This is a genomic window from Alkalibacillus silvisoli (genome assembly GCF_039521975.1).
Taxonomy (GTDB): domain Bacteria; phylum Bacillota; class Bacilli; order Bacillales; family Alkalibacillaceae; genus Alkalibacillus; species Alkalibacillus silvisoli.
This window is the reverse complement of the sequence record NZ_BAAACZ010000029.1, coordinates 27326-49400: the sequence shown is the minus strand read 5'-3', so window position 1 is coordinate 49400 and position 22075 is coordinate 27326. Positions and strand designations below refer to the sequence as shown.

The 22075-nt window shown below is 36.7% G+C and carries 16 protein-coding genes and 1 pseudogene; 3 read left to right on the top strand and 14 right to left on the bottom strand.

Annotation, left to right across the window (positions count from 1 at the left end):
* Position 1 precedes the first annotated feature (1 nt).
* Together ABDZ63_RS14520 and ABDZ63_RS14515 are read left to right on the top strand one after the other, a co-directional pair.
* Complete coding sequence (locus tag ABDZ63_RS14520) at positions 2-1117, top strand: GerAB/ArcD/ProY family transporter (RefSeq protein WP_343784725.1); 1116 nt, start codon at positions 2-4, stop codon at positions 1115-1117.
* Positions 1104-2255, top strand: a complete 1152-nt coding sequence (locus tag ABDZ63_RS14515) for a Ger(x)C family spore germination protein (RefSeq protein ID WP_343784723.1) — start codon at positions 1104-1106, stop codon at positions 2253-2255. Before ABDZ63_RS14520 ends, ABDZ63_RS14515 begins: the two co-directional genes overlap by 14 nt.
* A gap of 131 nt (positions 2256-2386) precedes the next feature.
* Here the strand turns inward: ABDZ63_RS14515 and ABDZ63_RS14510 are convergent, their stop codons facing one another.
* From ABDZ63_RS14510 to ABDZ63_RS14495, 4 genes are all read right to left on the bottom strand, one after another.
* Complete coding sequence (locus ABDZ63_RS14510; RefSeq protein WP_343784721.1) at positions 2387-3571, bottom strand: quaternary amine ABC transporter ATP-binding protein; 1185 nt, start codon at positions 3569-3571, stop codon at positions 2387-2389.
* A complete protein-coding gene (locus ABDZ63_RS14505; protein ID WP_343784719.1) occupies positions 3571-4428 on the bottom strand; it encodes an ABC transporter permease in 858 nt (285 codons plus the stop codon). Before ABDZ63_RS14505 ends, ABDZ63_RS14510 begins: the two co-directional genes overlap by 1 nt.
* 112 nt (positions 4429-4540) lie before the next feature.
* Positions 4541-5533, bottom strand: a complete 993-nt coding sequence (locus ABDZ63_RS14500; protein WP_343784716.1) for a glycine betaine ABC transporter substrate-binding protein — start codon at positions 5531-5533, stop codon at positions 4541-4543.
* Positions 5534-5784: 251 nt separating this feature from the next.
* Positions 5785-6855, bottom strand: coding sequence for an undecaprenyldiphospho-muramoylpentapeptide beta-N-acetylglucosaminyltransferase (locus tag ABDZ63_RS14495; RefSeq protein ID WP_343784713.1), 1071 nt, complete (start codon positions 6853-6855; stop codon positions 5785-5787).
* Between the two features lie 96 nt (positions 6856-6951).
* On the opposite strand from ABDZ63_RS14495, the gene ABDZ63_RS14490 reads away from it, so the two are divergent.
* Positions 6952-8298 (top strand): MATE family efflux transporter, encoded by a 1347-nt coding sequence (locus ABDZ63_RS14490; RefSeq protein ID WP_343784711.1) that lies wholly within the window; start codon positions 6952-6954, stop codon positions 8296-8298.
* 124 nt (positions 8299-8422) lie between these two features.
* On the opposite strand, the gene ABDZ63_RS14485 is transcribed toward ABDZ63_RS14490, so the two are convergent.
* The 10 genes and pseudogenes from ABDZ63_RS14485 to ABDZ63_RS14440 all read right to left on the bottom strand — a co-directional run bounded on the left by ABDZ63_RS14485 (position 8423) and on the right by ABDZ63_RS14440 (position 21921).
* On the bottom strand, positions 8423-9619 hold the full coding sequence (locus tag ABDZ63_RS14485; RefSeq protein ID WP_343784709.1) for a NupC/NupG family nucleoside CNT transporter: 1197 nt from the start codon (positions 9617-9619) through the stop codon (positions 8423-8425).
* A 180-nt stretch (positions 9620-9799) separates the two neighbouring features.
* Positions 9800-10432, bottom strand: coding sequence for a SafA/ExsA family spore coat assembly protein (gene safA / locus ABDZ63_RS14480; RefSeq protein ID WP_343784707.1), 633 nt, complete (start codon positions 10430-10432; stop codon positions 9800-9802).
* 17 nt (positions 10433-10449) lie between these two features.
* Positions 10450-11157, bottom strand: a complete 708-nt coding sequence (locus tag ABDZ63_RS14475) for a hypothetical protein (protein WP_343784705.1) — start codon at positions 11155-11157, stop codon at positions 10450-10452.
* A 344-nt stretch (positions 11158-11501) separates the two neighbouring features.
* Complete coding sequence (odhB, locus tag ABDZ63_RS14470; RefSeq protein WP_343784703.1) at positions 11502-12818, bottom strand: 2-oxoglutarate dehydrogenase complex dihydrolipoyllysine-residue succinyltransferase; 1317 nt, start codon at positions 12816-12818, stop codon at positions 11502-11504.
* Positions 12787-15604: pseudogene (locus tag ABDZ63_RS14465) on the bottom strand (2-oxoglutarate dehydrogenase E1 component). The gene odhB and the pseudogene ABDZ63_RS14465 overlap by 32 nt, the downstream one beginning before the upstream one ends.
* Before the next feature lie 274 nt (positions 15605-15878).
* On the bottom strand, positions 15879-17552 hold the full coding sequence (locus ABDZ63_RS14460) for a hypothetical protein (protein ID WP_343784701.1): 1674 nt from the start codon (positions 17550-17552) through the stop codon (positions 15879-15881).
* A 381-nt stretch (positions 17553-17933) separates the two neighbouring features.
* Complete coding sequence (trmL, locus tag ABDZ63_RS14455; RefSeq protein ID WP_343784699.1) at positions 17934-18407, bottom strand: tRNA (uridine(34)/cytosine(34)/5-carboxymethylaminomethyluridine(34)-2'-O)-methyltransferase TrmL; 474 nt, start codon at positions 18405-18407, stop codon at positions 17934-17936.
* A gap of 46 nt (positions 18408-18453) precedes the next feature.
* Complete coding sequence (locus ABDZ63_RS14450) at positions 18454-18984, bottom strand: methylated-DNA--[protein]-cysteine S-methyltransferase (RefSeq protein ID WP_343784697.1); 531 nt, start codon at positions 18982-18984, stop codon at positions 18454-18456.
* Between the two features lie 26 nt (positions 18985-19010).
* Positions 19011-20153 carry a tRNA epoxyqueuosine(34) reductase QueG gene (queG, locus tag ABDZ63_RS14445; protein WP_343784695.1) on the bottom strand — a complete coding sequence of 381 codons (1143 nt, stop codon included), beginning with the start codon at positions 20151-20153 and terminating at the stop codon, positions 19011-19013.
* Between the two features lie 61 nt (positions 20154-20214).
* Positions 20215-21921, bottom strand: a complete 1707-nt coding sequence (locus ABDZ63_RS14440; protein WP_343784693.1) for an ABC-ATPase domain-containing protein — start codon at positions 21919-21921, stop codon at positions 20215-20217.
* Between the last annotated feature and the right edge of the window lie 154 nt (positions 21922-22075).

Sequence of the window (22075 nt, the reverse complement as noted above, 5' to 3'; positions counted from 1 at the left end):
TATGCAATCACAACTGCAAATACCATTAGACAAGAAAATAAAGGCCGTTTACTTATGTATCGTCCTTCATACGGTACAAATCGGGGTTGGTATTGCCGGGTTTCCTAGGCTTGTCTTTATGGAAGCTGGGCAAGATAGCTGGATTTCGATTATTATTGCTGCCATAGGTTTACACATCGTCATTGCTTGTCTTGTTTTCGTTTTGAATTCTTATGGTGATCATGATTTACACGGTGTTTTAACGACTACTTTTGGTAAGTTAATTGGGAAGATCATAACTTTTGTTTTTTTAGTATATTTCTTTTTTTCGTTTTTTAGCGTTCTACTAAATTATATTGAAATTGTACAAGTCTTTATCTTTCCACAAATGTCTTCTTGGTTTATTGCAGCAATCTTACTTATTCTCGTTTTGTATGCGGTAACTGGTGGAGTTCGGGCTGTAGTCGGTACTAGCATTATTTTCTTTTTCGGTACGATTTGGATGATGTGGTTATTATATGAACCTATAACATATGTTCAAGTCGATAGTTATTTACCTATGTTTACAACAGAGCCAAGTGCTATTCTAGCAGGGGTTTTAACTACATCTTACTCACTCCTTGGTTTTGAATTGCTTTGGTTCTTATATCCTTTTATACATGATAAGCCTAAAGTTCACCGTTACAGTCAGCTTGCTATGGTCTTTACTATTTTAATGATTTTAATCATCACAATGGTAACAATTGGGTTTTATAGTAAAGGACAATTAGAAGAAAACATTTGGCCTGTTTTATCCTTGATTAAAGTGATCTCATTTCCTATGTTTCAACGATTTGATTTAATCGCGGTTGCTTTATGGATGATTATTATTTTACCTAATTTAATTCTATTAGCCTGGATGGTTAGTATTGGGGCTAAGCGTGTTTTCGGGTGGAAGCAAAAGTATTATCTTTATTTAGTTTGTTTAATAGCCTTCATATGTCAATATCATTTTGACAGTCGTCATGAAATCAATGACCTGACTGGTTTTGTTGGTGAAGTTGGGGTGTACTTTGGCTTTCTATTTCCTGTGTTAATGGTTCCTTTTGCTATTTATAAGCGGAAGAAAGGAAAGAAAAAAGACAATGCGAAAAATTAAATTTACAGGGATTCTAATCTGTCTTATAACAATGACATTACTATCATCATGTGTAGATGAACGTATAATTGAAGAGTTAGGTATTGTAACGGTCTACGGGTTTGATTACAGTGACTCAGCTGATCAAATTGATGGGACAACTGTGTTATATCAGTTTAATCCAGATATTACAGATGCATCTCAGATCATTCATAGTACAGGTAATACATTTGATGGTATTAGAGACAATGCTAATAAACAATCAGGGTATAAAATTGTCAACGGCCAGCTTCAAAATGTTATATTCGGACCAAATATGTCTGAAAATGGTATATTCCCATATCTCGATTCCATTGAACGAAATACGGCTGTTTCTGTTATGTTATACGTTGCATTATCAGATGAACCAACGAGAAATTTATTATCAGCCTCTAATTACGAGGAAGCGCCTAATATAGGGATCTACTTACAACGACTAATTGAAACTGCTGTTAGAGATGAAAGAATCGTGAGTAGTACATTCCATGAATTTATGCGATCTTATTTTCAAGTCGGGAAAGACCCTGTCGTTCCGATCTTATCAGAAGAAGATAATAAAGTTAGGGTAAATGGGATCGGTGCTTTACAAGATGATGTGCTTGTTGGTGAATATACGATGGAAGAAGCGTTTTACGTTCGCTTATTAACTGACCGCTTTGACTCTGGGAGAGTTGAACTCGCGTTAGGTCTTGAACAATTTGAAGGTTTTATATCCGAACATGCAAATAGAGAACAAGAAGAAGAGCAAATGTTTTTAACGATCGATCAAATTACTAGCGATACCACCATTGATTTAAAAGACAAAGATGCTATAAATTTCATGGTTGAAATATCAATGGACGCACGTGTTATTGAATTATCACAACGTATAAATTTGGATAACCCAGAAGCTATAAAACTTATTCAAGAAGCTGTTGAAAAGAAGTTAGAAAGTAATTTAAAAGAAGTCGTTAAAAAATCAAAAGAAATGAATACAGATGTATTCGGTTTTGGTGTGGAATACGATAACAGGACTAGAGACGAGGAGTTAACAAAAAAACAATGGAGAGATTTATTTCCAACGGTCGAAGTGGATTATCAAATTGACTTAGAAATTAAACGCTTTGGTACTGTTCAGTAATTAAGGCGTTAGCAGGATTTGATTAGTGCTCTGTGTTTTTTTCAACGTTCACTTTATTTTATCAGCGCTCGCGTTATTTTATCAGCGCTCGCACATAAAAAAGATCGCCAAAAATGGCGATCTTTTTTATCCTAATCTTCATCAGCAATTAAACTAGATAATACATGAACACGCAAAATGATCCCTTCTAGACGTTGTTCTTCATTGACAACGGCGATTGGATATTTCGTTTCGACTGCTTTTGGAATAATTTCATCTAAGTAAGCTTCTTTTGTGACTGTTTCGATTTGTTTAGTCATGACATCTTCGAGCGAGCGTTTGTCTTTAATTCCTTGAATCGCATCATCAATCGTCACAATCCCTTGTAACTGACGACTACGATCTGTAACAAACACACTTGATAAGCCATTCGACTCCATTTCGCGTACTGCAACATTCAAGCCATCTTTTAACGATACAATCGCATTAGGCTTCATCATGACATGATCGGCTTGAATAACCTTAGAACGGTCAATGTCTTTAATGAACTCTGCTATATAATCATTTGCCGGTTTTTCTAAAATATTCTCTGGTGTTCCAGTTTGAACAACTTGACCATCTTTCATGACTGCTACACAGTCACCAATCTTAAATGCTTCATTGATATCATGCGTAATGAAAATAATGGTCTTCTGTAAACGCTCTTGAAGGTCTAATAATTCTAATTGCATTTCACGACGAATGAGTGGGTCAAGTGCACTAAATGGCTCATCCATTAGTAATATGTCAGGATCATTTGCTAGGGCACGTGCTAGTCCAACTCGTTGTTGCATACCACCAGAAAGTTCATCTGGATATTTATCTTCCCAACCTTTTAGCCCCACATTTTCTAAATTTTCTCTAGCTATCTGACGACGCTCCTCAACTGGGACACCACGAATTTCTAACCCATATTCAACATTTCCTAATACTGTTCTGTGACTAAACAGACCAAAGTGCTGAAAAACCATTGCGATCTTCTTCTGTCGATACTGCTTTAACTCTTCACCTTTAAACTTCACAATATCTTCTCCATCAACTTCAATCGAACCCGTCGTTGGCTTGTTTAATAAATTTAAGCAGCGAATTAAAGTCGACTTACCACTACCAGAGAGCCCCATAATAACAAACAGTTCACCTTCATTAATATCAAGCGTAGCATTGTAAACCCCAACCGTATTACCAGTTTCCGCTAGTATATCTTCTTTAGACATACCTTGTTCAACCATAGGGATCGCAGCTTTAGGTTTTGGACCAAATATTTTAGATACATTTTGTAGTTTCATTTTAACAGTCATTAATGATCCCCCTTATCTCTTTGGAATCGATCACCAATCCCAGCCGTTACACGGTCAATAATAATGGCTAAAAATACAATACTAATGCCCGCTTCAAACCCTAATGCAATATCAAGTCGGTTAATTGCAATTAATACTTGCTCACCTAAACCACCAGCTCCAACCATAGAAGCAATTACAACCATCGCTAATGCCATCATCGTCGTTTGGTTAATACCTGCCATAATAGTTGGTATTGCTTGAGGTAACTGAACTTTCATTAAGATTTGTTTCTTTGATGACCCGAATGATTCTGCTGATTCTACAACTTCATTGTCGACATTACGAATTGCAAGTTCAGTCAAACGAATAACGGGAGGTACAGCGTAAATAATCGTTGCAAATACTGCTGGCACATTACCTAGTGCAAAGAAGAAGATGACTGGAATTAAGTAAATGAAGCTTGGCATCGTCTGCATTGCATCTAGAATTGGACGCATAAATACAGAGAAGGGTTTGTTCAACGCCATGAAAATACCGATAGGAATACCGATTAATATACATATAACAACAGCTGTAATGACAATTGCCACTGTAATCATTAACTCTTCCCAAAAACCAAAGCTACCAACTAAAAAGATAAACGTACTAAATAATAAGCCCGACTTCCAATTTTGAAAATAGAATCCAATCAAAAATATAACAACTAATATAAGCCACCAAGGCAAAAAGTTTAAAAAATCATCAAAAATAGAAATCGTATTTGATGTTAACCAAAATATAAAATCAAAGAATGGACCTAAATTATTATCTAAAAACGTTACAATATAATCAGCAACATCCCCTAATGGTATCGATATATCAGGAAAATCTTGCATATGTTTCACCCCAAATATGAATTAAATTGTTAAATCTATTAACAAAGCCAACAAATAAAAAAGTAGTCAACCACCATATGGATAGTGGCTAACTACCTTTTTAGTCCTTGAGTTAAATGTCTAACTCTGCTTTTACACTCTCAGCCACATCTTCTGGAACCCATTCTGTCCAAAGATCTTCGTGTTCTTCCATCCACCAGACCGCTGCTTCTTCAGGTTCAGCATCATTATCTAAAATGTAAACTAATGCTTCTTCTGTAAGCGCAGTAGACGTTTCATAGTTATTTAGAAACTCATATACATCTGGTGCCTGTTCAGGGAAATCTTCATGAACAGCTACTGTTACATCATTTGGTGGAAATTCAGTACCACGTGTTTCTTGCCAAGTCTCCTCATCATATGGTTCATCCTCTAATAACGTTAAGTCATAAGATGCTGTCACCCATGTAGGAGACCAATAGTAACCAACCCATGGCTCACCATCTTCATAGGCTGAGGCTAATGATGATACTGCTGCTGAATCAGAGCCAGGTGACATAATGTTAAACATTTCATTTAAACCGTAATATTCAGCCTTTTCTACAATTGTTTCATTCACTGCCCAACCAGAAGGCCCATTAATAATTTGTCCCATTTCACTATCTTCTGGGTCTTGGAATACTTCTGGATAATCTTTTAAGTCTTGAACCGTTTCTAATTCAGGTGCTAGTGGATCAATACCACGTTCTTCATCACCTTCAATAACATAAGTCGGTACATATAAACCTTGGTCATTGTCATCAAAGTTAACGGATACTTCAATTATTTCTTCTAATTCTATAGCTTCTTCATATACTTCACGGATATTATCTGTCCAAACCTCTGAATAAACATTAATATCTCCATCTCTTAAGCCCTGTACTGTATTAGCAGTAGAGCCTCCTAATGTGTCCGTTTCAAAGCCATAACCATGCTCCATAATGTTTTGCATGATCGCATTATGTACTTTGATGCTATTCCAATCTGCATCAGCTAACACAATTTCATCTAGTGTACCATCATCATCTCCACATGCTGCTAATACAAGCATGGCAGACATGACTATAAATACTAACCATTTTTTCATTATTTAACTCTCCCTTAATTAAACCTATTTAGTAGGCAACGTACCTCCCACTTATTCAAGCCATGTTTCATTATATTGCTTCGACAATTTTCTATCAATTTTGAAATAGGTTGATTTATCGCTGTATTTGTACAAATATTTCTATAATAGTTAGTTAGGGTGTTAAAATAGCAAGATCATACTAAATCGCTCCAATATTTTCCGAAAAACAAAGGTGCCACCCTTTATTAGGTCGCACCTTTTCCAATTAATTACTTCATTGTCTTTTTAATCAACTTAATAACATCATCTTTTGTTTTTAATGGCTGGTAAGTTTCCATGTTCTGTTTATATTGATCGCGATTATTATAAAGCTCATTTACTGATTTCACAAAAGATTCACTCGTTACTTCCTCATCTTCTAAAACTTGAGCATAGCTGCGTTTTTTAAACGATTCAGCATTTAGAATCTGGTCACCTCGACTCACTTGTCTAGATAATGGGATTAATAGCATAGGCTTCTTTAAAGCAAGAAATTCAAATATTGAATTCGATCCAGATCGTGAGGCAACAACGTCTGAAAGAGCTAATAAATCTTTTAATTCATCGGTTACATATTCAAATTGAATGTATCCTGTTTGCTTAACGGACTCATCCAATTTACCTTTACCACATAAGTGAATAATCTGATATTTAGCTAATAAATCCGGCAACGCTTCTCGTACGGCTTCATTAATGCTTTTAGCACCTGCACTTCCCCCCATAACGAGTAGTGTTGGTTTGTCTTTAGTAAAACCAGTAAACTGCTCTGCTCTAGTTAAATCACCATCAAACAATTCATCACGTACAATCGCACCTATGTTAATTGCTTTCTTATGTGGCAGGTGTTCATTTGTTTCAGGGAATGTTGTTAAAATATATTTAGCAAAATTCGTGGCAATTTTATTCGCTAAACCAGGTGTGTAATCAGACTCATGAATAATAGATGGAACCCCTGCCATACGTGAAGCCATTATTACAGGTACAGAAACGAACCCACCTTTTGAGAAAACGATTTTAGGTTTTAACTTTTTAATAATGTTGCGCGCTTGCATGACACCTTTAAGGATACGAAACGGGTCTTTCATATTTTCTAAAGACATATAGCGTCTTAATTTACCTGTTGCAATTCCATGATAAGTAACACCATCTATACCCTCGACTAATTCCCGTTCAATCCCTTCATATGAACCAATATAATGAACTTCATAACCTTCATTAATAAATTCTGGTATTAAGGCCAAATTAACAACAACGTGTCCTGCTGTACCTCCGCCTGTAAATACAATTGTACTTTGACTCATTTTATAATACTTCCTTTCTATTCAGATCAAGCAAACTAAGCTATAATGACATATTAGCAAACATTGACGCGTCATAATATAGGAAGGAGTTAAAAAATGTACGAAACACACTCCACCTTCGAAAAAATTACACTTTTTATTAAAATTCTAATACCGATCTTAATTACACAAGTCGGAATATATCTAATGAACGTATTCGACACTGTCATGGCTGGCCAAGTTTCTGCTGAGGATTTAGCTGGTGTTGCGATTGGATCTTCTTTATGGATTCCAGTGTTAACGGGTATTAATGGGATTTTACTCGCTATATCACCTATTGTTGCTCAATTATCAGGCGCCAACGAACGTGCTAAAATACCTTTTGCTGTTAAACAAGGACTTTATTTAGCTATTGCGATTTCTTTAGTTATGCTTATTTTAGGCTATCTTTTCCTAGATTCGATTTTAAATTTATTATCGATTGAACCTGAAGTACAGCATGTTGCTAAGTATTATTTAACTGCGCTAGGTTTAGGGATGGTATTTTTATTTTCTTTCAATTTAATGCGTTCATTTATTGATGCACTTGGTCAAACAAAAACATCCATGCTCATTATACTATTTGCACTACCGTTAAATGCATTCTTTAATTACATGTTTATATTCGGAAACTTCGGTGCACCTCAACTAGGTGGGATTGGTGCTGGAGTGGCATCTGCTATTACTTATATGATTTCATCGATCCTTTCAGTTATGATTGTCCACAAAGTACAGCCATTCAGAGCATATCAAGTGTTTTCAAATTTTGTTCGTCCATCCATCTCTGCCTGGATTGAACAACTGAAGATTGGTATTCCAATTGGGTTCACGATCTTTTTTGAAACGAGTATATTTGCTGCTGTTACATTATTTATTAGCGCTTACGATACAATCACGATCGCAGCCCACCAAGCAGCCATGAATTTTGCTTCCATCTTCTATATGCTACCATTAGCGATTGCTATGGCATTAACTATATCTGTTGGCTTTGAAGTAGGTGGAAAACGATTAATAGATGCACGAATGTATAGCTTTATCGGGATTAGTTCTGGATTAGTTTTAGCCACGGTAAGTGGTGTGTTAATATTTATTTTACGAGAAGAAGTAGCCCAATTATATAGTAATAATCCTGAGGTTATTGTCTTAATGCAACAGTTTTTAATTTTTGCAGTCTTTTTCCAACTATCAGATGGATTTGGAACACCTATACAAGGGGCGTTACGTGGCTATAAGGATGTTAATATTACGTTAGTCATTGCCTTTATTTCTTTTTGGATTATCGGTTTACCATCCGGAATTGCGATAGCTAATTTAACAACGCTAGGCCCGTTTGGTTACTGGATGGGCCTTATTATTGGCTTAGCAACTGGTGCGGTTATTTTAATAATTAGGCTAATTTATGTCATAAAGTCTACAAAGATTTAATTAGGCGAACGCCCATATAATTAAGCGTTCGCCTGAATAATTAGATTTTCGCCTGATTCCAACACAATTAGGCGAATTAAAAAATCCCGTTTTCAGCTTAATTACTGAAAACGGGATTTTTATTTTATAGGAATAAACCAGCGATTGTTGCAGATAGGATAGATGCTAGAGTAGCACCGACTAGAAGTTTCATACCAAAGCGTGAAACTGTCTTACCTTTTTCTGTATCCATACCAGCAACTGTACCTGCAATAATACCAATTGAACCGAAGTTCGCAAAGCTTGTTAAGAATACAGATACAATACCAACTGTTTTCTCAGAGAATTGGTCTTGCATTTCAATGAACTGTAGCATTGCTACGAATTCGTTCGTTACAACTTTAAGACCCATTAAACTACCTGCATCAAGCATTTCTCCTGGGCTAATACCCATTAGGAATGTTAATGGTAACAATAGGTAACCTAGACCTAGTTCTAATGATGCACCAGGGATTACTGCACCTACAACATAATTCACAAGTTCTAGAGCTGCTAAGAACGCAATTAACATTGTTGCTACGATTAGAGCGATCTTACCGCCATCCATCGCACCATTTGCCATCGCCTCGAAGATACTCTTAGAGTCACTAACATCATTAACATCAACTTCATCATCTTCACCAGATACATCTGGTGGTGCAATAATTGATGCAACAATTAATGCACTGAACATATTAAGTGGAATTGCCACTAGTACATATTCTGGTGGAATCATTGTCATATAAGCACCGATAATTGATGCTGATACTGACCCCATTGCTGATGCTGAAACAATGTATAAACGGTTCTCCGTAATACGGTGGAACTGTGACTTAATCGCGATTAATGCCTCAGACTGACCAAAGAACATACTATTTACTGCTGTGAATGATTCAATCTTTGGTAATCCAGTAACCTTGGATAAAGCACCACCTACATATTTAATAATAAGTGGAAGCACTTTCAAGTAAGTTAATACTGAAAGAATTGTTGCAAAGAAAATAATGATTAACAATACATCAAAAAAGAAGACGTTTGGATCATCTGGGTCCGTCATCGCAATACCGCCAACAACGAATTCTACACCTTCACGTCCAAACTCTATTAATTTTTCAAACACATCTGCAATCCATTCAATAATAATGCGACCGATTTCAGTGTTGAACATGAACCAAGTAATTAATGCTTGAAGCACTAACATGATTCCGATACCTTTGAAAGGAATCTTATTGCGGTTGCTAGACATTAACATAGCTAGTCCAATAACTGATGCAATGGCTAACAGGCCTAATATGATATCCATTTCCTTAGTCCCCCTACCCCATAAAAGTTATTAATATTTCATTGACGCTATTGCATTTTACCAAGTAGTTTATGAAAACGCAATCATATTACATCAAATTTTCGGGAAAAATCGCATCACTTCGACACACTAAGTTATTAATTGGATGAAGAACTAAAATATAGAAGAAATAATGGTATTTTATCTCTGAATAAACATTTGTGTCCAATAATTTGAATATTGACCACCTTCTATGAATCCAACGCCAATATGTGTCATGTTAGGATCTAATATATTTTGTCTATGCCCTGCACTATTCATCCAAGATTCAACAACTGCATTAGCAGTTCTCTGTCCGGCTGCAATGTTTTCTGCTGTTCTTCTATAAGACACATTAAACTGATCAATCATATTCGATGGTGAACCATAGTTTGGTGATTGATGCGAGAAATAATTATGATCTCTCATATCCTGAGATTTATATCTTGCCACACGAGATAATTGCCAATCGTGCTGCAATGGTTGCAAACCGTGCTCTTGTCTATATTGATTAGTAATTCGAACAACTTCTTCCTCAATTGCTTTAACCTCAGTTTTTAATGGTACAGTTATTTCATCACCAGGATAAATTAAGTCAGGATTATTTAGCTGTGGGTTAGCTTCTATTATTTCACTAAGTCCAATTTGATAAGCTTTTGATATTTCCCACAATGAATCACCTGGTTGTACAACATATATATCGACAGAAGCTGCATGAGTTCGTTCATGAGGAGTACTTACGTGAATAACAGATATAATCATTAAAACAATCATACTGAATTTAATCATTCTCATCGACCTATACACTCCTTTCACTCTTTCATATTGTGAGCTAAAGGCGTGCATTTTATGTCATTATTTTCTAATACTGTTTTTACGGTTAGAGATTCATTGTTAACACTTACTAACTTTAATTCATAATCATTCTTTATTTGACTAAGTAACTCAACAAGCCCACTTAGTTCAACTCCATGTATAAACCCATCACTTATATGGTCAACTTTTACTTGTGCTTGTATTGAGTGAACTGAATTGTACAACATCTTGATCGGCTTTAAGAATGAGGTCCCACCTATGAAGTGATCTTTAGTTAACTGGCTTACCTTTAGTTCAAACAATTGTTCACGATGTAATAAAATAAGATCATAAGGACGTTGAATCATCTTATTGATGGCATGAATATAGTGAGGTTTTTTCATCGAGTTTGAAACGTCGATTAATAAAATATTTAAATTCGACACTTCTTGATTTTCGATCTCATTGAAAACTAAGCTCTCTTCAAATGGCTGTTGTGTACGTATTTGGTTGAGAATCGTTTTTCGTTTATTTATATGGGTAGGAATTTTAAGACCTTTTATGACGTTTGATTTAACGTGCATTTCAATTAATTGATTAAGCCGTTGTTGTTTGATTGGTGGTGTATGAATGAATTGATTATGAACTTTCGAGCCTTCACCCCTATGAATCAGATGGTCTAATTGTTTATGTCCATGTAAAAATTGCTTACTACCATAACCCAATATTAAACACCTCAATCTTTTAAAAGAGGGATTTCCTTATTATTAATCGATTTGTTTACTCATCTATCATCCCGAAAACACACTGCGATTTTCCGTCGGCGACTGATAAGATCCTCATACTAGCACTTCAGGGGCTCACCCCGAAAGAGAAAACACTGCGACAAACGACCGTAGGGAGGTTTAAGTAGATGTTGTAAACCATCCACCAAAAGCGGATTACCTAAAGGCCAACGTACACAATTAAAGACACTCTCCCTATACTGCAAAGTGAAATTGTACCGCTACCCTTAAAGCCAAAAAATCCCCTTACATATTATTATGCAAGGGGATTCGTGATCAGAATTTTAGCCTTCTAATAGTAAATCATATGGATCTTCAATCAATTCTTTAACACGTACTAAGAATTGTACAGCTTCACGACCATCAACAATTCTATGGTCATAAGATAATGCAAGGTACATCATTGGGCGTACTTCAATGCTATCATCCGGCATAACAACTGCACGCTTATCAATCTTGTGCAAGCCTAAAATACCAACTTGTGGTGTATTTAAGATCGGCGTTGAGAGCATTGAGCCGAAAATACCGCCGTTAGTAATCGTGAATGAACCACCTTGTAAGTCTCCCATTGATAACTGACCATCACGTGCCTTCTTAGCAACGTTCATAATCTCTCCTTCAATACCAGCGAAGCTTAAACGATCAGCATCTCTTACTACTGGTACAACTAGACCTTCTTCAGTTGAAACTGCCATACCAATGTCATAGAACATCTTCTTAACAATTTCATCACCTTGAATTTCAGCATTTAGAAGTGGGAACTCTTTTAATGCTCCAATTACTGCCTTCGTAAAGAATGACATGAAACCAAGTTTAATGCCGTGCTTCTTCTCGAATTCATCTTTACGTTCACTACGTAAGCTCATAACGTTTGTCATATCAACTTCATTAAATGTCGTTAACATGGCTGATTGCTCTTGTGCTTCTACTAGACGCTTAGCAATCGTTTGACGACGACGAGACATTTTCTCGCGCTCTACTGGTTTATCAAATTCCGTTTTTACAGCAGACTGATCTTTCTTTTTAGATTCTTTCTTAGAATCTTGCTTTTTACCACCATCAGTTTTAGCTTTTGCAGCTGCTTCTACGTCTTCTTTAGAAATGCGACCAACTGGATCTTTAGGTTTAATTTCACTTAAATCAATGCCTAATTCACGCGCGCGCTTACGAGTTGCAGGAGAAGCCACTGGTTGATCAGCATCATGATCAGCTGTTTCTTCTCTACTTGCCTGCTTATCTTCAGTTTCTTTTTTATCTTCCTTAGCTGACTCTTCTGTTTTCTCTTCTTTTTCATTAGAGTCTTTATCTGAGCTTCCAGATTTCTCTTCCTTTTCATCAGAGCCTTTATCTGAGCTTTGACCTTCACCGCTCTCATCAACTTTAGCAATGGCGTCGCCAACTTCTACGTCATCACCTTCACCGACTAAAAATTCTGCAATGACCCCTGAATAATCAGAGTTAACTTCAACGTTAACTTTATCTGTCTCTAGTTCTACAATTGGGTCACCCTTCTCAACTTGATCTCCCTCTGAAACTAACCATTCAGCAACTGTTCCTTCTGTAATGGACTCAGCTAACTCTGGAACAATAATTTCCTTCACGACATTCTCCTCCTTTAATCTAGCTTCAATGCTTCATTGATAATACGGCTTTGCTCTGCTTTAGAAACATTCGGATCACCAACTCCAGGTGACGAACGATAAGGGCGTCCAACGTAATGAAGCTTTTGCTTAACTTTCTTAATATCTTGAATTCGTTCTTTAACGAAATCCCAGCTTCCCATATTTTTCGGCTCTTCTTGAACCCAAACAATATCCCCAACGTTTTTATACGTTTTAAGCATTTCTTTTAGTTCTTTATCAGGGAACGGGTAAATCTGTTCAAGACGGGCAAAGTGGATCTCATCAGTGTTATCACGCTTTTCCATCGCTTCTTCTAAATCCACCATCACTTTACCACTTCCGATGACTAAGCGCTTTACCGCCTCAGCATCTTCCCCAGTACCTTTTTGTTCAAGAATATGTTTAAACTTACCTTCAGAAAGCTCTTTATGCTCAACTGCTACACGTTGATTACGTAATAAGCTCTTAGGTGTCATAACCACTAATGGGCGCGCTGCTTCAGTTCCTACAATAGCTGCTTGACGTCTTAGTAAGTGGAAGAATTGAGCTGAGGACGTTACGTTAGCAACTGTCCAGTTGTTCTCAGCAGAAAGCTCTAGGAAACGCTCCAATCTTGCACTTGAGTGCTCAGGACCTTGGCCTTCATAACCATGTGGTAATAACATCACAAGGCTTGCAATCTGCCCCCACTTTGCTCGACCAGATGCTATGAACTGATCAAAGATTACTTGAGCTGCGTTGGCAAAATCACCAAATTGCGCTTCCCATAGTACTAATGTATCATCACTTTCAACACTATAGCCATACTCAAAACCTAATACACCAGCTTCAGATAATGGGCTATTATAAATACTAAATGCAGTGTTTACATCTTCTAATCCATGGAATGGGCTATACTTCTTTCTAGTTTCTATATCAGTTAAGACAGCATGACGGTGTGCGAATGTACCACGTTCAGAATCCTGTCCCGTCATACGAATTGGTGTTCCATCTTTTAGGATCGATGCATAAGCTAATGCTTCACCTAACGCCCAATCAATCTTCTCATCTTCATTAAAAGCTTTCTCCCGGCGTTGCAGGATCTTTTCTAGCTTTTTAAAGCCATTGAAGCCTTCTGGACGCTTTAACATATCTTCATTCAATTTCTTCAAGACTTCTTCATCAACTGCTGTTTCAATCTGATCTAAACCATTAACAACTTCTTCTGGAAGGTCAGGAATTGTATGTTCAACGTCCTCAATTTCTTCCATATTGTTATAAGTCTCACGCAATTTTGACATAACGTTATCTTTAAATTCTTTGGCGTCATCCTTTGAGATCACACCGGCTTCTGATAAACCTTCAGCGTATAGTTCATAAGTTGTCTTATGCTCATCAATTTCTTTATATAATACAGGTTGTGTACCACGTGGTTCGTCCATTTCATTATGACCGTATCTTCTATAACCGACTAAATCAATAATGACATCTTTTTGGAACTTTTTACGATACTGATAGGCTATTTCAACTGCAGATAAGCTAGCTACAGGGTCATCTGCATTGACGTGAATGATTGGCATCTCAAAGCCTTTCGCTAAATCACTCGCATATTTAGTCGAACGACCATCACTATGATTCGTTGTAAATCCGACTAAGTTATTGGCGATAATATGAATTGAACCGCCTGTCTCATAACCATCAAGTTGAGACATGTTTAATGTTTCAGCAACTACACCTTCACCAATAATTGCTGCATCACCGTGAATTTGTACAGTGAATGCTTTATTGAAATCTGGCTCAGCATAACCTGCCACATCACGATTATCTTGCACAGCACGTGTATAACCTTCTACTACTGGGTTTACAAACTCTAAGTGAGAAGGGTTGTGAGCTAACGAAATCTTCGTTGTTTGATCATCTTCACCAATTTCACGATTACCACCGAAGTGATATTTTACATCTCCAGTCCAACCATAATTAATCCCTGTTGAACCTTCAGATGGAACTAATTCTTTGTCTGGTGAATGAGCAAATTCAGAGAAAATTAACTCATATGGTTTTCCAAGGATATGGGCTAATACGTTAAGTCGTCCTCTATGGGCCATTCCCATCAAGATGTGTTCAACCGAATCTTGGTTACCGTGTTTCACCATGCGCTCAAGCATCGGAACCATCATATCTAAACCTTCGATTGAGAAACGCTTTTGACCTACGAATGTCTTACCTAAAAATTGTTCAAAGCCTTCTACATCAGCCAAACGCTTCAGTAAGTCTTTTTGTTCATCTTCACTTAAAGACACGTCAAAAGCACCAGTCTCTACTTTATTGTAGAGCCACTCGCGCTCATCATCGTCAGGAATATGATTAAATTCGTAAGACACCTTACCAGAATAACGTGACTTTAAGTGCTTAATTAAATCCCATGCATTCTTTACATGATTCGGTGGATCAGATACTAATATATTAGCATCTATTTGTTTTAAGTCTGACTCTGTTAAATCATAAGTTTTTGGATCAACTAACGGTGTTGAACGATCATCTTGTTTTCCTACAGGGAAGATGTCCGCTTCTAAATGCCCATGTCGACGAACAGCGTCAACAAGTTTCATAGCAGCTGTTAATTTCTTCAAATCTGTAGTACTTGCTTGATGTCCACTTGAAGGTTCTACACCACCTGACTGCATCCAATCAGGAGCTCCATGTTCTTCAAACATTTGACGCAGTGATTCATCAACTGCATCAGGGTCATCTAAAAATAATTCATACTGCTCTTCAATATAACCCATGTTTGGGCCATGAAAAGCATGCCATACATTGTCGTTAGACCCTTTGATTGCCACTTTTTACTACCCCCATCGATTTGTACATAATTAGTTTATAACAGTTTTTCTCTTCATTCTCTACCATATTGTTTACCCACTTTATGTACCTTTAAAACAGTGAATAGAGAACAAATGGAAAAACATAATATACCTTCAATTAGTATATATGAAAAAGAGGTTATAGAAAAGGTACATGCGCGAAAAATTGCAGAATTATCCCCGTGTTGTCGAAACCTTCCTATATATTACTCAATTCATAAGTTAAGGCTTGATAAGTATAATTAATTAACTCATTTGAATAAGGTACATTTTTTTTAGTAAGGTACTGAACTAAATCACTATTTAACCAATTCCATAAGTAATGCTTAGCATATAGCTCCTTTACATATTCTTGCATTAGCCTTTGCTTAAAAAGCTGTTGATATTCTTTTGCCAATGAAGAAAAATTAACTTCTTCCTTACTCAATTGCTTTAAATGCTGCTGAAGCTTTTTATACATTGCATAATCAAATCCTAACCCCGCTTGAAGCGATTGAGGGTCAGAAAGAAGTAATTGCTGAACTAAGTTATCCAAACGATGCGGCATTTTAATTGCCATACAATCTTCAACATATGTCAACAACTTGTTCCGATAAACTAATTCAGCGCGTTCAATTAATTCACTGTACCATTGCTTTTCTGATTCTAATAGCAGGAAGTCTTCTTGTATTTCGTGATGTAATTCATTTAGTAATTGTTTTGCCGTAATGACTTCACTACCACTCATACAACGGCCCAACAATTTAAATACTACTCTCGACTCCACTCCTACCATACCATCTTGGTTACGCTTCGTAAAAAGATGACCTTCATTGAACTGTTGGACACGATTTAAAATCGATTCACTCTTTATACTTCGGTCTAAACGTGACATTATGACAGCATGAGCAAGCGTTTCTAGTGCTAAATAATCCAGGCGGTCTAAGTCTGATGGATATAGCTTCGTTCGATATAGCTTCACTTCTTCATCCAAAACCATATTGTGAGGTACTTTAATAAAGATCATCCGACTTAATATAGCTTCATTTGTCCCTTGTTCAATATACCTAAGGAGGTCTTCTTCATTCGTATGGCCAATGACAACTTGGTCTGTATATACCATTGATTGCCGTGAGATTTTATACATTCCCTCTTCTGCTAAGGTTAAAAACGGATATAATAATTCTCTTTGGCACTTGAACACTTCATGTAACTCTAATAGCCCTTGGTTAGCTACTTGGAATTCCCCATCATAACGATAAGCTCTAGGGTCAGATATAGAGCCATACTTCGTAATCGTTGAAAAATCAACATCACCAACTAAATCATTAACCTCTTGCGAATAAGGGTCTCCTGGAACAAATGAACCGATCCCTTCCCTTTTATGTTCATTGATCGAAAATTGTTCTACTTTAACTTTCTTCCAATCACCTTCATATATTTCTCTTAACTTTAATTGATTAAGTGGTGATAGAAAGCCTGTAATCGTAAATCCAGTTTTTCTTTCAATTTGTTGTTTAATCTCTAATGGTAAGGCTAAAAGTGGGTTTTCATTCAATGGACATGCTTTAATACGATATACTACTCCTTCGTCCATTTGTGAATATTTAGCCAACGCTTCTTTTAACACCTTTACAAACGTTGATTTCCCACTTCCAGGAGGCCCAACAAGCACTAATATTCGCTTATGAGCATCATACCCTTTTGCAGCTGGGGTTAAATAATCTGACATGACCTGCTTAATAAGAGAGTCCATCCCGAATAATTGGTTGGTTAAATCGCCTTCCAATGCCCACTTTAAAGCGTTATACAATCGTTTATGACTTGATATTGGTGAAATCTTACCATCCAATATATATTGCACAAACTCTTCTAACGTTCCTTCCCATTTCATCTGTATAACCCCCACTTAAAGCTTTCATTTCATTTTATTCATTGATTGAGTGGGGTTATACTAACAGTTCATAAAATAAATTTTAGAAGATTATTTGAACAAGTTTACACTTTTATTCACATTTTATTATCTTTTGGTTATAATAAGGGTACTCATAGTCTTGAACAATAAGGAGGATTCTCCATGACAACAGCAATTATTATGGGTGTATGCCTAGTATTTTTAGTATCAATTTTTACTGCTGGTTATGATGCTCAGCCGGGCGAACCACGTAAATAATGACCAATGAGAAAGTCAGGCTTGTCACCAAGTCTTATTAAAAGCTTACTTAAAGGATAAAAAGCAGAGGGGAGTCCCCTCTGCTTTTTATCCTTTAAGGCTCTATTTAACATTCGGAAAGCCTTGTTGTCGTAAAGCTTCATAAACAATGATCGCTGCTGTATTAGATAAGTTCAATGACCGAACGTGTTCTGTCATATGCACTCTTAAGCATTGATCTTCTTTTCCAACTAACAACTCTAAAGGAATACCATCTGTCTCTCGACCAAAAACAAAGAAGATATCTTCCTTCTGATCACTATAATCATAATCTGTATAATGCTTAGTCCCAAAGTTTTCAATATAATAAAATGAACCATTTGGATAAGTTTGATGTAGCTCGTCTAAAGAGTCATAATACTTTACGTTAACATCATGCCAATAATCTAAACCTGCACGTCTTAGCATTTTATCATCTGTCGAAAAACCCAATGGCCTAATTAAATGTAAGGATGCATTTGTTGCCAAAGCTGTGCGGGCGATATTGCCTGTATTAGCAGGAATTTCTGGTTGGTATAATACGATGTGTAACCCCAATGTTTCCACCTCTTTGTTTATTCTAACGACAGTATTATACCACAAATTATTGACTTATTTTTAACCATTGTTCGTCTTTTGTTTCAAGATTTAACAAAGCTCTTTTACGGTCTAATCCACCTTCATAACCAACTAAATTACCATTACTGCCAATAACACGATGGCATGGAATAATAACTGAAATTGGATTTTTATTAACAGCTCCCCCTACTGCTCTTACCGCTTTCGGACGATTAATTGCATAAGCAATATCTTTATAAGTAACAAGCTGTCCGTATGGAATTTGATAAAGTGCATTCCATACCTCTTTTTGAAATGGGGTTCCTACTAGATTTAGTGGCAAATTGAAATTAACCTGTACTCCTTTAAAATATTCCGTTAATTGATTAATGACTTGATTATTAAAGGTGCAATCTTTTACCAATTCATAACGATCTGGTGCAATTTTCCTTCTTCTTAACCAGTCATGACTGCGCTCATCTCTTACATGTTCAATGAAATGGAGTTGTTCCTGATGACTTCCAACTACTAGACTTCCTATAGGTGAATTAAACGATGATACCTTCATTTTCACCATCAACATAGCTCCTTTCTTATGAAGCTTTACGTATATTCTACTTCAAGTAGTGCTAATCCTTTATCCATCTCTTCTCTTACATCATCATCTTCTTCATAACATTTTGCTAGTTCGATGACGTCTTTAGCATCTTCCCTTCCGATCTTTCCTATTGCCCAAGCTGCTGTACCGCGTATCACGGGCCTTGGGTCTTTTTTCATTAACTCAATCAACGTATCAACAGATTGTACTTCTTTATAATGGGCTAAGGCGATGATTGCATTACGCTGAATTGGCTTCTTCCCTCTCCAAGAACCTGACATATAACCAAAGTTCTCCTTAAACTCCCGATTGGAAATCGTGAGTAAAGGCTCTAGTTTAGGTTTAGCTAGTTCAGGATCTGGTTCCATTTCATCGTGTAAATGAAAATCGACTCCCTTATTTTTTGGACAGACAACTTGACACGTGTCACACCCGTATAAACGGTTCCCTATTTTCGTCCGGAATTCATCAGGTAAAAACCCTTTCGTTAACGTTTGATAGGCAATACAGCGACTTGCATTTAATTGCCCACCTTGAACTAAAGCACCGGTTGGACATTTATCAACACAAATATTACAGTCACCACAACCTTCTTCAATTGGCTCATCTGGTTCAAAAGGAATATTTGTAATTAATTCACCTAAATAAACATAAGACCCATACTCTTCTGTGATTAGATTGCAATTTTTACCGACAAAACCAATACCAGCTCGTTCAGCAACAGCCCGGTCATGAAGCTCACCTGTATCAACCATCGGCTTAAATTCAGCACCGTCAACTTTGTCTTGAAGAAACTCACCAATTAAGTTTAACTTCTCACGCAGTACATCGTGATAATCTTTACCCCAAGAAGCTCTAGCAAATATTCCACGTCTTTCACCTTTTTTACTTTTCGGCGCATCTTTCATTTTCGATGGATAGGCTAATGCGATTGAAATAATAGACTGTGCTTTAGGGAGTAGCTTTGTGGGGGTTGTGCGCTCTTCGATTGAACCTTTTTCAAAGCCTGATTGATAATTAAAAGCCTGCTGAGTCACTAAGCGTTGTTTCAGCGTATCAAACGTATCTGCTGAGGCGATCCCTACCTTTTGAATATTAACCTCACCACAGTATTCAATTAGCTCTTGTTTTAGTTGAGTAAAATTCATCACAACCCCTCCTTTCTAATTCAATATTTCGGCTGTTCAGATCATAGAAACAGCTTGTTAGTTAGGATTTAATAGTTAAATGACGAATACGATTGATGGCAGCAGCGATTTCAAACCTTCTCGGTCTAGCTAAATCTCCTGGATGTTGCCTTTGGCTTCTGCCTTGTTGCGTAAAACTCAATCCATACTTTTCCATATAAACTTCAAAGGCATCGAGCCATTCCTCTAACGTCTTCGCCTTTTGATTTTCTTTAGATAACGCCATATATTTTAACATATTAGCAATCATTCTTGTTTGGGAATCATCGACAATTTGTTCAACTAATGCAAGATCGACAGCTTGTTTACCTAACATAATCGTCTTTTTCCCTTTAGCTTGTACCTTCGCTTTATGGCCTAATACCTTATATATCGATTGTGTATCAATAGTCCGGTTAGTCCACTTTTCAAATGATTCTTTAACACTTGATTGAGTTTGAGGTGAGTCTTTAGCAATTAAGCGAGCTTGCTCTGTTACATTCACTGGTACATAACGGTCCATCATAATAACATCATCTGCTACATCAAAGTAATCACCAGAACCACCCATTACTAAAATAGTTGACACATTTAACTCGTCTTTTAATTGCTTAACTTTTTGAACAAATGGAGTAATCGGCTCTTGGTCTTTAGCTACTAATTGTTGCATACGCTCATCACGAATCATGAAATTCGTCGCACTTGTATCTTCATCAATTAATAAAGAGTTCGCCCCTGCTTCTAATGCCTCGACTACATTAGTAGCTTGTGAGGTACTACCACTTGCATTCTCGGTAGAAAAAGCTCGCGTATCTGCCCCATTAGGTAAATTATTGATAAATGGTGAAATCGACACATTCGAAATACTTCTTCCATCTTCGGCTCTAATTTTGACTGCATTTGGGTCGGTTAACACATACTCGCGACCATCATTTGAAACATGGTCATAAACACCTAATTCTAGCGCTTCAAGCAATGTACTTTTTCCATGATAACCGCCCCCAACAATTAACGTAATCCCTTGAGTTATAGCCATTCCTGATATCGGCTCTTTGTGATGTGGAATCTGAAAAGTTACTTCATTCTCTTTTGGACTTTGAAAAGGAACTGCTTGTTTTAAAGGTTTAGAACTGATTCCGCTCGCTCTTGGTAAGATTGATCCATTAGCAACAAAAGCAATCCAACCTTCTTTCCTCATTTTTTGACGGATAGCATCGTGTTGATCTGCCAATTGGATAGCTTCATCTAAATGCTTTTGACTTAAGCGTAAAGCTGAGGACCCGATAATACTCGGTAGCGCTTTAAACAACAACTTATCTGCTTCTTGACCATTAACTCGACGTCCATTTGCAGGTAAGCCAATCGATAAGCAAACGGTCACCCCTTCTTCAGTTATGTTAACAGCTGTTCGCTCTAATATTTCTTGATCTGGTGCATCAATCGAAATAGTACCGCTTTTTCCACTTCCTTTTACTTGAACTGGTTCATTCATAATCGACCGATGAACTTGCCTTGCAATATAGTCCTCCACATAAATTCTGCGCTTTTTGGTTTGTAACCATTCAGGTTGAACAGACTGAACGTCATTTGGTATAAACATGCGGATTTTAGATGGTGTTGCAAATGGGTCACCTTGAACATAGTCAATGTGTAAAGTGTGTGTATTAAATTGATAATTTCCTTGTATGTCTTTATACGCTTTATAACTTTTGCGATCTATTCTTTGAATAAGTTGCTGTAATTGTTTCATGTCAACTACCTCCATTAAACTTAATCCGTTTTCAACTCTTCAATTCTTTGTATACTGTAACATATCCCTAAAAGATTCACCCTCATGATACTTTTATACTTTTATTACCATGATTTCCCGTGAAATACTTGTCATAATCCCCAAAAAGGAAAAA

Bases quoted from the DNA above. Each gene is read 5' to 3' on its own strand.
- ABDZ63_RS14495 (WP_343784713.1), bottom strand. From the start codon at position 6,855: ATGAGTCAAAGTACAATTGTATTTACAGGCGGAGGTACAGCAGGACAC.
- ABDZ63_RS14485 (WP_343784709.1), bottom strand. From the start codon at position 9,619: ATGGATATCATATTAGGCCTGTTAGCCATTGCATCAGTTATTGGACTA.
- ABDZ63_RS14450 (WP_343784697.1), bottom strand. From the start codon at position 18,984: ATGGTGAAAATGAAGGTATCATCGTTTAATTCACCTATAGGAAGTCTA.
- ABDZ63_RS14515 (WP_343784723.1), top strand. From the start codon at position 1,104: ATGCGAAAAATTAAATTTACAGGGATTCTAATCTGTCTTATAACAATG.
- safA (WP_343784707.1), bottom strand. From the start codon at position 10,432: ATGAGAATGATTAAATTCAGTATGATTGTTTTAATGATTATATCTGTT.
- ABDZ63_RS14510 (WP_343784721.1), bottom strand. From the start codon at position 3,571: ATGACTGTTAAAATGAAACTACAAAATGTATCTAAAATATTTGGTCCA.
- ABDZ63_RS14505 (WP_343784719.1), bottom strand. From the start codon at position 4,428: ATGCAAGATTTTCCTGATATATCGATACCATTAGGGGATGTTGCTGAT.
- ABDZ63_RS14460 (WP_343784701.1), bottom strand. From the start codon at position 17,552: ATGAAATGGGAAGGAACGTTAGAAGAGTTTGTGCAATATATATTGGAT.
- ABDZ63_RS14500 (WP_343784716.1), bottom strand. From the start codon at position 5,533: ATGAAAAAATGGTTAGTATTTATAGTCATGTCTGCCATGCTTGTATTA.
- ABDZ63_RS14490 (WP_343784711.1), top strand. From the start codon at position 6,952: ATGTACGAAACACACTCCACCTTCGAAAAAATTACACTTTTTATTAAA.
- ABDZ63_RS14520 (WP_343784725.1), top strand. From the start codon at position 2: ATGCAATCACAACTGCAAATACCATTAGACAAGAAAATAAAGGCCGTT.
- queG (WP_343784695.1), bottom strand. From the start codon at position 20,153: ATGAATTTTACTCAACTAAAACAAGAGCTAATTGAATACTGTGGTGAG.
- ABDZ63_RS14440 (WP_343784693.1), bottom strand. From the start codon at position 21,921: ATGAAACAATTACAGCAACTTATTCAAAGAATAGATCGCAAAAGTTAT.